Annotated in this window: 14 protein-coding genes; 13 read left to right on the plus strand and 1 reads right to left on the minus strand. The window is 46.0% G+C overall.

Features of this window, described 5'->3' with window-relative positions:
- Window positions 1–113 precede the first annotated feature (113 nt).
- The 4 genes from GAVG_RS05990 (at window position 114) to GAVG_RS06005 (ending at window position 6,145) form a co-directional block, all read left to right on the plus strand.
- Window positions 114–3,515 (plus strand): LPXTG cell wall anchor domain-containing protein, encoded by a 3,402-nt coding sequence (locus tag GAVG_RS05990; RefSeq protein ID WP_009993957.1) that lies wholly within the window; start codon window positions 114–116, stop codon window positions 3,513–3,515.
- 145 nt (window positions 3,516–3,660) lie between these two features.
- Window positions 3,661–3,990 carry a hypothetical protein gene (locus tag GAVG_RS05995; protein WP_009993955.1) on the plus strand — a complete coding sequence of 110 codons (330 nt, stop codon included), beginning with the start codon at window positions 3,661–3,663 and terminating at the stop codon, window positions 3,988–3,990.
- 390 nt (window positions 3,991–4,380) lie between these two features.
- Window positions 4,381–4,869, plus strand: coding sequence for a hypothetical protein (locus tag GAVG_RS06000; RefSeq protein WP_226988337.1), 489 nt, complete (start codon window positions 4,381–4,383; stop codon window positions 4,867–4,869).
- The gene (locus GAVG_RS06005; protein WP_009993952.1) at window positions 4,853–6,145 is read left to right on the plus strand and encodes an MFS transporter; all 1,293 of its coding nucleotides are present in this window, start codon (window positions 4,853–4,855) and stop codon (window positions 6,143–6,145) included. Before GAVG_RS06000 ends, GAVG_RS06005 begins: the two co-directional genes overlap by 17 nt.
- Window positions 6,146–6,553: 408 nt before the next feature.
- On the opposite strand, the gene GAVG_RS07550 is transcribed toward GAVG_RS06005, so the two are convergent.
- Window positions 6,554–6,676, minus strand: coding sequence for a hypothetical protein (locus GAVG_RS07550; RefSeq protein ID WP_255358933.1), 123 nt, complete (start codon window positions 6,674–6,676; stop codon window positions 6,554–6,556).
- Between the two features lie 78 nt (window positions 6,677–6,754).
- Between GAVG_RS07550 and GAVG_RS07525 the strand changes: the two genes are divergently transcribed.
- The 9 genes from GAVG_RS07525 (at window position 6,755) to GAVG_RS07455 (ending at window position 12,475) form a co-directional block, all read left to right on the plus strand.
- Window positions 6,755–7,174, plus strand: coding sequence for a hypothetical protein (locus GAVG_RS07525; protein ID WP_226988338.1), 420 nt, complete (start codon window positions 6,755–6,757; stop codon window positions 7,172–7,174).
- 691 nt (window positions 7,175–7,865) lie between these two features.
- Window positions 7,866–8,105, plus strand: a complete 240-nt coding sequence (locus tag GAVG_RS06015) for a hypothetical protein (RefSeq protein ID WP_013399326.1) — start codon at window positions 7,866–7,868, stop codon at window positions 8,103–8,105.
- A 466-nt stretch (window positions 8,106–8,571) separates the two neighbouring features.
- Window positions 8,572–9,069: a hypothetical protein gene (locus GAVG_RS07530; protein ID WP_013399327.1), complete on the plus strand. Its 498-nt coding sequence runs from the start codon at window positions 8,572–8,574 to the stop codon at window positions 9,067–9,069.
- On the plus strand, window positions 9,066–9,398 hold the full coding sequence (locus GAVG_RS06030) for a hypothetical protein (RefSeq protein ID WP_009994572.1): 333 nt from the start codon (window positions 9,066–9,068) through the stop codon (window positions 9,396–9,398). The genes GAVG_RS07530 and GAVG_RS06030 overlap by 4 nt, the downstream gene beginning before the upstream one ends.
- Before the next feature lie 11 nt (window positions 9,399–9,409).
- Window positions 9,410–9,877, plus strand: coding sequence for a single-stranded DNA-binding protein (locus tag GAVG_RS06035; protein WP_013399328.1), 468 nt, complete (start codon window positions 9,410–9,412; stop codon window positions 9,875–9,877).
- Between the two features lie 115 nt (window positions 9,878–9,992).
- Entirely contained in the window at window positions 9,993–10,304 is a 312-nt protein-coding gene (locus tag GAVG_RS06040) for a type II toxin-antitoxin system RelE/ParE family toxin (RefSeq protein ID WP_009994575.1), read from the plus strand.
- Complete coding sequence (locus GAVG_RS06045; protein ID WP_009994576.1) at window positions 10,298–10,654, plus strand: addiction module antidote protein; 357 nt, start codon at window positions 10,298–10,300, stop codon at window positions 10,652–10,654. Before GAVG_RS06040 ends, GAVG_RS06045 begins: the two co-directional genes overlap by 7 nt.
- Window positions 10,655–11,151: 497 nt before the next feature.
- A complete protein-coding gene (locus GAVG_RS06050) occupies window positions 11,152–11,712 on the plus strand; it encodes a hypothetical protein (RefSeq protein ID WP_009994577.1) in 561 nt (186 codons plus the stop codon).
- A gap of 421 nt (window positions 11,713–12,133) precedes the next feature.
- Complete coding sequence (locus GAVG_RS07455; protein WP_162037913.1) at window positions 12,134–12,475, plus strand: hypothetical protein; 342 nt, start codon at window positions 12,134–12,136, stop codon at window positions 12,473–12,475.
- Window positions 12,476–12,529 lie beyond the last annotated feature (54 nt).

The following is a 12,529-nucleotide window of genomic DNA, read 5'->3' on the forward strand; positions in this document are numbered from 1 at the left end:
CAATACCAAATTTTTATTGATATAAAATAAAATTTTTTCATTTTCTCATTACTGAATGTGAAACTTTTTGGTTTCGCATTTCATAATAAGCAATTTGAAAAAGGGAGACTTTTATGTCGCTTTTCGCTAAGCATAAAAGTATGAGAGACAAGATCCGACAAGGTTCACATCGCGCTCTTGCTGGTATCGTTGTCGCATCAACAATGTTGACAGGATCCGCATTTGCCGCTGGCGGTGCCGGATGGACAGGTGGAAACACTGGCGGATCTGGCACATATAAATCGAATACATTCTGGGTTACCGATGATAACCTAGGTTCCGCATCAGATAATGAAGCAGTGGTGCGCGCTATCCAATCAGAAGGTGTAGCCATCGGTAGCTCTGCTACCCGCGAAGCAGCAGCTAGAGCGCAAATTAACGCTGCATTATCCAAGGCTCGCGGTGATTGTGAAACAGAGTATACTGCGCGAGGTGGCACTGGTTCGGCAGACTGCCGCATCTGGGGTGTAGGCTTCACCGCAACAACAGCAGGACCAGGAATCACAAAACCGGAATATAACAATACTTCTAGCGCGCAAGCAACTGGCGCTCAATGGTTATCAGCATGGAACAACGAAACACAGAACGGTACCAGAAAATATAATCACGGCGGTAGCGAATACACAGTGTTTGATGATATTGATTCAGCTAATACACTCGCTTCATTCGCTGCTCAGGGTATGAGTACGCCAAATACTGATTTGATTGTTATCGTTCTTGCAAAAGACCAGCCTAAACTGTGGGACTTTACCCCTGATAAGTCCTGGGTAAAATACTCTAACGGCAAATGGGCAACCGTTATTGATGCGAAGCATACCAACACCACCGGTGCAGACACCCAAACCATCCTTGATGGTGACAAGCTCGGCTCTGTGGTTAACGGTAGCTTGGGCGAGAACCTGGGAGATAGCCTCGACACATTCACCCTGTCTGATGATTACACGGCTGCTGACTATTTGTGGGATCCAGATATGAGTGATGTGCATGTGTATGCTGCTCCAATCCCTGAGGCATCAACTACCGTCTCCTCAGTCGATGACATCATCACTAAGGGTACTGACGTGACAAGCCAGTTCACTATCCAACAGGCTGGCACGACCATTACTGCTACCATGACCAGTCAAGCTCTTGCTGCTGCACGTAGTCTTGCTACCCCTATGCAATACACGCTGCTTATCGGAGGCAAGGCGAATTATGCAAATGGTAAGGGTGCAGCCCAGGTACGCGCTGACGCAGGCAAAAAAGCTACGGATGAAGTCGAGTTTTGTGCTGATCCAACCACAGGCGCAGCCCTCAATTCTCATGGTTTGAAGAATAAAGGCTCAGAGTCTGCCGCGGGCAAGACAAAGACTACGAACGAACCATACGTGTGTGGTTACGTTCCACCAGTAGCAAAGGCAGTCATATCTGAGGCCTCTCAGGGTGGTGACCAGGACGATATTAATGGTAAGAGTGTCATGCCAGGACAGAAGCTGGAATACGAACTCACTAGCGAACCAACCATTCCAAACAACCTGAGTTATGCTATCGAGTCTGTTGCATTCACTGACACGTATGACCAGTATCTTGAGCTTGACAAGCAGACTATCGAGCTGCGTGACCTTGAAACCGGTCGCACCATCAGTAAGAAGAACTACACGCTTACTGCAGATACCGAGAAGCATGAGTTTACTATCGAACTCAACAAGGATTACGTGACAGCGAATATGACCGCGGGATCTAAGCATCGTTTCCAGGTTCGTTTCGAAGGCACGGTATCCAAGAACGCTCCAACAGACCATAGTGTGGATAATCAGTGGGGTTTGAAACTCAACAATAGTTTGACCTCGTCTAACGTGGTATCGAATAAGCCGGTAGAGCCAAAGCCTGAAAAGAAGGATGAAACCAAGACTGGTATCAATATTGATGGCAAGACCGCATACGTAGGAGACGATATTTACTACCGTCTCACTTTAAGCGCAGCCACGTTGAAGGACACTGCGTATAAGGTTCACCGTCTCGGCATGATCGATGACTATGATGATGAGTACTTGCAGCTCAATGACAAGAATATCGAAATCCTAGACGCAGCCGGTAAGGACGTCACCAACAAGTTCAATATCCAGGTTAAGGATGGTGTCGTCTACGTGTTCGCTAAGACCGTAGACACGGAGTATCTCGGAGATATTCTTCCAGGGGATCCACAACCAACAGATTTAAAGGCCTACGCTGGCAAGGTATTGGATGTGACAAAGGATCCTGCAATCGACCAGTCTCTCCTTGGTCAGGATTACACCATCGTGCTTCCTATGACAGTCAAGCAGGTCAAGGACGGGTATGTAGTGAAGAACACTGCCACCCAGATTACAAACGATCGCAAGGATGTAACGAACACGGTAACTAACCCGTTAAAGGTTATTAACCCGAAGAAGGATGTGACTGTTAAGGTTAATGGCGAAAGTGCGAATGGTAAGAGTATTTATAAGGATCATCAGTTCTTGTATCGTCTCGATAGCTCCAAGATCGCTGGTAACCGTGCCTACAAGCAGATCAAGAATTGGCGCATCGTGGATGATTATGATGAAAAGTTTGACAAGCTAACCGGCCAGTGGGCAGTCTATGTCAACAACGACATTAAGCTCGCTGACGGCACTGTGATCTCCAAGGGTAGCCGTATCGACGGTAGCGGTGTTGATGCCGGATATTTCACTTTCACCGAGGCTAATGGTGCGTTTACTGTAGAGGCAACACAACAGTTCCTTGATATTGCATCTGCTATGGATAGTGACTTGTCCTGGACAGCGTACGTGCAAATGACCCGTTTGGGCGTAAGCGATCGCGTAGAAAACACGTTCGTGGAAACCATGAATGATGTTGAACGCGAATCCAATATGGTGTGGACCAAGACCCCAGACCAGACCCCTGCTATTAAACTCATCAAGTACGACGCAGCATCTGGTCTTGAAGCGGGAGACCGTAACACACCAAGCGAAGCCTTGAAGTCTACCAAGAACGGCACCAAGATTGTGTTCCGTATCATCAACACCGGTAAAGTCAACCTGACCAAGATCACGTTAGATGATAAGACTATCGCAGGCTCCGGTACGGTAACTAATCTGGAGTATCCAGCAAACTGGTCTAACCTGGTATTAAAGCCTGGCGAATACGTAGAAGTCAAGGGCACGTTGACTGGTATGAACACGATGAATCATACCGACCGTGGTCACACGACTGGTACACCTATCGTGCCATGCGCATCCCATAACGATCACCCATTCGACCCAAACGGTGGAGATAATGGTAATGGTGGTAATACGGGTGTGTGCTATGACACTCCAGTCGAAGATTCTGATGATTGGAACGGTGTTACTGCTGCACCATTGGCTCAGACTGGTAGCGCGGTCGTGTCTATCGCTATCGCTGCTCTTGCAGCCCTGGGCGCAGGAGCAAGCATCATGATCACTAAGCGTAACAAGGAAAATGCTCGTAAGCATTAACCCGTAAACACGCTTAGTATTAACTGGCGAGGGGTCGCACATGCACACGGGACTATCTCCGTGCAATGGTGTGGCCCCTCACTCTATATTTTCTTCTTCCTCTATTGATTTCTTATTAATCTTTCACACGTAACGGTTCATACTCATGAGTAGAAAAGACACAGCCTTTACCCCTAGTCAACGTGCTTATCTCAACAGTCTTCCAGCTATCAAACACGCGACAGCCACACGAATCTACTACACAAGCCAATTCCACAAAGACGCTGTCCAGCAATACGATAACGGTGTCAGACCGTCTGTTATTTTTGCACAGGCTGGAATGCCGTCCACCCTCATCGGGCGCAAAAGGATTGAACGCTGCATCAACAGGCGGGAAAACACCGACTACACACAGTCCGGCATGCCAGAACAAGTACACAAGCAAGTCAGCATATTCCTCGACCAGATGGCGAGCAGAGTTGAGGGTTTTGATTGAAGCCAAGCGTTACACCTTATCCACCAATTCCACAGAAAGAATCCTGACATACGAATAGCCGGACTCTGCCAAACAGTAGGGATATCAGAAAACACGTACTACGAGCTGAGACTGGTAAATAGTTAAGGTCTAATAATGTACTACTAATTTTTATATAAAATTATTCCACAATAAGAGACACACTTGGAAAGAATGCGAATCCTGTATTAGGATTATTTGTATCTTCATAGATGAAGATGCAAATAAGATACAGCATTGTTCTTATGAAAGGAGGCAAAGATGAACAAGAATAGCAAGCGCGGCGGAATCAACCCACGACCTCGACCATATCCTCATATGATTTAGGCATAATTTATCCGCACATATTCACACCAAAGGTTAATAATGAACATGACTTCGTACGAAGAAATGTTTGATGAGTATGTGAAATCAAGTGCAGCATATTGCGCTTCTCTATTTGAAGCAACAGAATATTTTTTCAAAGCAAATGCTGCACTTGAAGCCACTATCGTCAGTACAAACACAGCAAAAACATCCACCATCCATTCAATACAAGAATATTTCGAGACATGTAAAATATCGCTTATTAAAACAATTGATTTGCTACGGACATTCCAAGAAATACATACGACTATCCCTGGAGAGCAAGTAGAAGTCGATTTCGCACAACAATACTTCTATATAAAGAAAACATTATCTTGCGTCGAGCAGATTATTCAACTCTTTAGCACAGTGCGTGATGACAAGAACCTACAGCAACAGATTTGGGATAACGACGACTTTACAACATACTTCACTACTAGTGCCGATAGCATCTCTCAAGCAATAATTTGGCAATGTAATTTCGCGAAACGAGCAAACCTTGACGAATCTATTTAAACCTTACCGCGGATATCTGCGTTTAGCAGCTAGTGATTTTCTTTCTAACTATGCAACTACACTAGCCTCAACTACTATTCAATTATGGCTATTGAACTCACTTTTTATCGGTTTTCAGCAGTCAAGCCATTATTTATCGCTTTACCTCACCCTCACTGCAATAAGTGAATTAGTAGCAGGCCTTTTCTCAGGAGCACTAGCTGAGCATGTAGGAATTTTCAGGACAACAGTTGCTGCATGCTTAGCAAGAATGATTGCGGGATTATGTATTATCGCAATTGTATCGGTATCCTTCTCAACCCCATCTGCTAACAAGTTGCTCCTATTTTGGTGTGTTTGTATACTTGTAATGGTTACGACAGCATGTGATACTTTCTATTTTCCTGCTATTACTTCCTTTGTTAATCGTGTAACAAAAAATGATGATCTTATTAATGTTCTTTCACTTCTTCGCTTTACAAGCCTCATGGGTACATTAGTAGGACCAGCAGTTGCAGGTTTTGCGAGTAGTAAATATTTATACATTCCAATTCTATTTACAGAAACTATCGCATTAGCAGGAATAATAATTTTTATTTATTTTATTTACAAGCATGCAGTTAGAACCGGAATTTATACTTCAGACGTCGCAGATGAAAATCCAGAATATTCTCAAGGCTTTTTGGCAACTTGGGCTAGGGGAATGGCAACATTTGTAAAAAACCAAACGTACAGGACTTTAGCTCCATTTGCAATACTCGAAGCTATCGCATCTACTGGCATAAGCTTTGCTGGAGTCCTCTTATTCTCAATGGTTCTACATAGTGCAGAAGGATATGGCTGGTATTTAAGCGCAATGTCACTTGGGTATGCCCTCAGCTATCTCATCGCGCCAAAAGTGTCCAGCAAAATGTCCTTCTCTATGCTACTCACTCTTTCACATATACTAGTGACTCTTTCTATAATAGGACTGGCATTAGCGCCTAACGCTATAGCAGCAGTCGTGTTTGGTTTCCTTTTTGCTTTCTTCCAAGGAGTAGTAAATCCACCATTCCAAACAGTATTTATTCATGCAGTAGATGATAATCTCGTTGGACAGGTAATGTCTGTATTCATCTCAGTTGTTGCCGCTATAGGAGCAGTAAGCTATCCGCTATGGGATTACGCTTATTCCCACATGACCATTCCATCTCTACATGCAGAGTCAGGAATAATTGTCATAGCTGCTCTTATCCACTTTATACTGGTGCTTATCTGCATATTCGATAAGCGATTGCGTTCAATTAAAGCAGAATAAGATGCAATAAATATTGTAAATACGAGCACAACTACAAGCTGCGCTGTGAAAGTTCACTACAGAAGTTTCACAGCGCAGCTTATTTTTAAATTAGAACGCTTTCAATTCAGACATCTAAGTTAACCGAGTGAACCATACTTTATCTGTCATAGAGTGTTCATTTGTGCCGTGAGCAAATAGCACCAACATCTATATCTAGGATATTTATAACTGATGTCCCGTCTGTAAATTCTTTTGACTAACATCATGAGAATTAAAAGAAATATCAGCACCATACCCGGATCCACTAAAAAGTCTGGGCGGCTATTGTCTCCACGAGTTTCACTCGTGGAGACTGTACTGTTGTGGCGCAGCAAGAATGCTGCCACCGGTCGCCGCCCCCACTTTCTCGTGTTGGTAGCCCAGAGGCTAGCACACCCAGTCCAAAGACCACACGCCAGCCTTGTCACGCCACCCAACAAGCTCACCCCTGCCAGCCCATTCCACAACATGTTCCACGGGCTGACCGGAGTCGAGCCTGGAGCGTCGCACAAGGACTGGGAGTGTTCTTGTGGGTTTACGGGTGTGCCTGCCCTGGAACTACCAACACACAAGGAAAGGATAAAAAAAATGGTTACCATCAACAGCGACCACACGGTCACACTCCTAATAGGAGAGGTAGAAGCTCTCGTAGCATTCCACAACTACCTAGCAGGCTTTACCACGAAAGGATTGGACGAGAACACACTACGCTACGGTATCCAAGCATTAAGCAGTCTCCTCATCGTGCGTGACATGTTCCTTATTGATAGTTTCCATGGCTGCACCATGCAAGACTTCCTCGATAACGTTGAGCACCCATTCGCTGAGAAAACTGTCCACTATGTGCGTTCAAGCCTCGACCTGGTTTTTAGAGATGACAATTTCACCCTCGACACACGGCGCATCCATCGTGCAATAGCACTGCTGACCACCATGCTGGAACTTAAAGGATTAAGTCAGAGGGAACTGTCACAGTCTATGGCACACTGTCATACTTGTATTGGCTGAAAAATGACACGACAAACGCTCGTATCACAGCCCAGAAAGCACTCACGATAGACGAGAAGTACGGGCTTGCACGCATCACTACTACAGCGCTCCTTCACCACATCACACCCCACTGGTGCCAGAAGTAAGCAGAGGGTTTGCTGGCAGAAAAAGAAGCGCAACTTTTTCTGCCAGCCCCTGGTGGCTTATCGCAGCCACCCTCCCGCGCGGGGCGCGTCTTACCCCTAGGGCATGCCCTGAACAAAATTCCATAAATTTTAGGGCATTACCCCCAGGAGCAAGCCGCGCTATTACCACGCGAGAAGGGTGGCTACTATGCTTCCATAAGTTCACACAAAGATGTGTGAACCAGCCGCCACCAGCAGAACAAAGAATCTGCCACCACTATCATGGCGGCAGACCCATTATCATCGCATGGAACACCTGCGGTGTACTCTCATTTTTTGCTTTTTATGACGTGTTCTTGACACTTCCCACTCTAAAAAACGGGTCACTTCCGCCAACTTCCCCGCGTCCTCCACTCGCGTTACGGACACGCGCGAAGCTAGGGCCCGCAAGGGGTTGGCTCCAGCGCATTCCGTTTTTGTCCCTTCCAGTGTTCAACAACACGAACGAAAAATAATCACACCAGGGTTTTTATATAAAACCAAACCATAAGAAAAATCATATACAAGTAGAAAGGAAAACAAGAATGAAAATTAACAGCAAGCCAGTCACCGGCACAAGCTTCGCATACGACGGATGCCACAAAATCTACATCTGCGAAAACACACAAGATGAGCAAGACGCGCAAAAAACCGGATACACCATCCACCCCATAAGCGAGCTTGAAAACACATACGAAAACTCGTGCGACCTACGCTTCATCCACAACTGGACACTCGATAAAGACTATGTCTCCCAACTAGAGCCCGCCTTATTCCAAGAATAACCAAAACTACAACAAAGAAAGGTCTTTTATGCTCATTCGTATACTCGCAGCATTCATCCTAATAAATGCACTTATTGCATACAGCGGTCTTGTAACCTACATGGCACATCTCATGCAAGAGAGCGCGAACAAGACACATACGCCAAAAACACGATGGCAAAAACTCACACTCGCACTAATTTTTACCAGTGTGACCGTCTGCGTACTCGTAGAAACACTATCAGACAACCAGACTATACGAACGATTACTCTCGCAGCCTTTGCATTTCTTATCGGCAACTTTTCAGGTGGCATGTATCAAAAAATCAAAACGAGCAACGAAAAGAAAGAACAAGAATGAGTGAACAAGAACGTAAAGTCCGTCTCGTCATCCGTATCACCCACACCATCGATATGAATGACAGTAACGGGTGGACACCACAATTAAGCTTCATCAAAACAAGAGAATCTTAAAAGGAGAATTATCATGGAGTTTACACTAGACAACGGGCAGCGTGACCTTCTATGGCTCGTCTTAGCACCCGCTGCCCCTGCCTTATGCTCACAAATAGGCCACGGCATGCCACAGTGGGCAATCATACTCGCAAGTATCATCTCATGCTGGATCCTCCTTGCTACAGCATACACAGAAACAAATAGATTATGGAAAGACAGCAGTCGAGTACGCAATTGCCAACACCAGACAATTATTCGCGCATGGACAGTACTCTTAAGCGTTCTCGCAGTAACCATAACCCTCGTACTGGCAGCAGCGCTTTATAACAGTTTTCTCCCTACAAACACGCAAACCTTTATTATCTTTAGCTCAATCAGTGTCATCGGTATGATGGCATTCTTTGCCCACTACTACTTCTACCAAGCCTGGATACCAGAAAAACGGGTATCCCTCAAAGAAATAGCAGCCACACACGGAATAGAACCATACACCAGTAACCACAATAAGACGAAAGAAGACTTGCAATGAGTGAACAAGAACGTAAAGTCCGCCTCGTCATCCGTATCACCCACACCGTAGACATGAATGACAGTAACGGGTGGACACCACAATTAAGCTTCATCAAAACCAGTATCCTCACCCCAGAAAAAGCGAAAAACATCGCGGCAATCCTGAACCGTCTTGAAGCATTCCGCGCATCCAAACTCGGAAACACGCAAGGCGTCCTGTGGATCATCAACGCGACCGACACATACGATCTGGACCGTATCACAAGCCAATTCGGACTCGATGAGCTCAAAAACCTACCCGAAGTCTTAAACCCAGTCACAGAAATAAGCCTCAACAACCTCAACTAAAAAGGAGAACAATGATGAAAACGACCATCGCTCAAACTATCGAAGGAAACCTCACCGACAATCACACCTACTTCCCGCCAGCAGACCGTAAACGCGCTATGCTCCAATTGACCATCGCATCACAAAACAGACGCCAGGAAAATGGGCAGTGGGTCGACGGACCAGCAGACTTCATCCAGGTAAAAATATTCGGTAGGTCTGCGGAAATCCTCGAAACCCTATGGAACAATGGGCAACTGGGTAAAGGCATGCCCGTCATTGCGATAGGCCGGTTCGATCCACGCCCATCCGCATGGATAGGCAAAGACGGCAAAGCCCACGCCCAAGTCAGTTTTAATGCTGAAAACCTTACAACCAATATCGCACTGCTCGCTATGCGGCAAAACCGCGACACCACACCTGTAGCTGCTCCAGAACAACCAGCCTCATCAGAGGACGATTGGATGACTGGTTACGACCCAGGTGATATGCCATTCTAAAGGCTGTAGTTTAAGTTAAAGAGTGCGGGTCTCTCTACCTAGAAGAAAGGTAGAGAGACCCGCGCTCTTATTGCTTCAGATTGACAAACTGTAAGAAATATCTTACAATTGATGTGTGAGAATAATAGAAACAGAAGAATTTACAAAATGGCTAGAAAAGCTTAAAAATAGACGAGCTCAACTAGCTATCGGCTCTCGACTCTTCCAGTGGAAAAATGAGAGCATGGTTTTCGGAGACGTTAAAACCATACATGGCGAACTCAAAGAAGCACGATTCCATATCGATGCAGGGTATCGCGTGTATTTCGCCCAAAAACAAGACAAGATAGTTCTCCTTGTCTTTGGTGGAGACAAATCCACACAAGACAAGGATATCAAGAAAGCAGACGCTCTCCTTAAAGACATGAAAGAAGCAGGACAATGGTAAAGACACGAGAATTCGATATTCAAAACTATCTAACCGACCCAGAATCTATCATTTATTTCCTTAATGCGGCATTAGAAGCTAACGATGCGCACTTCTTTACTCAAGCACTAGGCGAAGTAGCAAAATCTGAGGGAATGACAAAGCTTGCGCAGCGTTCCGGAATTCCACGCGAAAGCTTGTATCAAATCCTTTCCGGCAAAGGCAACCCACGTTTAGATACTCTTATGCGTGTTCTTGACAATCTCGGGTTTAGTCTCTCACTACGTCCACTAGAGGAAAACGAAGAGGAAACATCCAAAGATCACAAGAACAAAGAAGGCATAGTATATAAAGAACCTGCATACGCGTAAACACCCTCTAAGGGACCAAAAATCGGGTGGTTGGCTTGTCCTTTGATAGAAAACCAACCACCACCAAAATGGAAATGGTCGACATTACCGCACGTGAGATCGACCATTACTCATATATTCCTGACCTATATATCATGTGGGGCTAATGCCAACCCTTAAAGGGTTGTCTGTATGACACGGGTGCAGCAAAGATGCTGCACCCCGGCCGCCCCACATGAGCTTTGTGCGTGCCAGCGCCAAGACAAGCACACACCCACCACAATCCACACACACCACCCCGATAAGGATTCTTGCAGTTCGCGCCAGACACCATCGTTTTTCAGGCTCCCCATGCCTGCAAAAATTGCAGACAGGGAAGCCTTTCCACGGGTGTGGGCGCGCCCCACAAGAACCCATATCATTTTTAGAGGGGTGGCGGAGTGTCTTATGGCAACGGGTTGTGTGCTGCTTAACGCTTGTCACGCACACAGTGACACACATAAGAAAGGACAATTATTATGGGACACTCCAGCATTCTCTACTCGTTCACCAGTGAAAAAGACGCTATCGAAGCACTCAAAAAATATGCCAGCTACGACAACCTCATCGCCACTTTTCTCCAGTCGGTCGATCCCCTTACCCTCGAAAAAGACATAGCCGATGAAGCTGACTATGTTGACTTCATCGACACATGGAACAATCCACGCGATATCGTCGACTTGGAAATACAGTACATGCCATACACGCTTACCAGTAAGAATGACGGTATCGTTCACCTACACGCTGATAGTGAAAAGATGAATAGTCTTGCACATGAAGCTGCGGAAACATTCCACCACGCTGCACGAATCGTAACCGATTACGGGTACATGCCACACTACGGTGCGCACAGTGAGCTAGACAGGCATGTCATGCGTGACTACCGTCGTCTTACACAACCGTATGCGACTACTCGTATTATCATCATGAACCCGTCAAACTTATCATGGACAGTCCTTGAAAGTAGCCTTGACTATCTCGACCCTCACTATCGTGACCTGTACATCATGACTACAGTAACCGGCGACTACCACATCTAAACGCACCGCTATACCACTAGAAGGGTTACCCATTAGGGTAGCCCTTCTTACTTTCTCATCTTGATAGTTTCTCTCACACCCCACACGCTGACATGGCCTTTTCCTTGCATCTATGCACTTAGCTAAGGATTACGCATACGAGGCGCCTCGTGTGGTAAGACAATACTTCCTTCCTTAAAAAATGTGAGTGGCTGTTTACCGCTTAGGCCTTCTTTTGTTTACCGATGAATGCTCGCTGCGCCTAGCGACATATGTCAACCTGTCCGTCGTGTCTTTCACTTACGTTGCAGCCACGCGTGCCAGGTCACGCACCCACAAGGGGTGTGACATATGCCGCCAGTCGTAGCGTGAACCGCAATCATCAACAAAAGAAAACCCAAGCGAAACAACCACTGTTTCACTTTTAACGGAAAGGATTATTATGACTACCACACTCGAAGCACCAGTAACCCGCAACTCCATTAACGTGCACGGCGCTATGGAAGGTGACATCCTCGTCGCAACATGGGGGTATGACCAAACCAACTGGGATTATTACGAAGTCATTCACGTCACCTCTAAAACAGTCACTCTCTTCGACTTGCGCCACCATACGCTGCTCAAGGGTAAGCGCACCCAGCCAGGCTATTACACGAACATTCCAGGCCGGTACGGTGTGCGCATCAATACCTTCAGCAACGCGTACTTCAATCCTGACGACCCTCAAGGCACGCATGCTCGTGAAGACGAGAAACGCTACTGGTCTATCAACATGGGTCACTAAAGCCCTCGTGGTGGAACACTCACGAAAAAGGTGGGTGCTCCACCACCTTTTCAT

This window comes from Gardnerella vaginalis ATCC 14018 = JCM 11026 (genome assembly GCF_001042655.1).
GTDB classification, from domain to species: Bacteria; Actinomycetota; Actinomycetes; order Actinomycetales; family Bifidobacteriaceae; genus Bifidobacterium; species Bifidobacterium vaginale.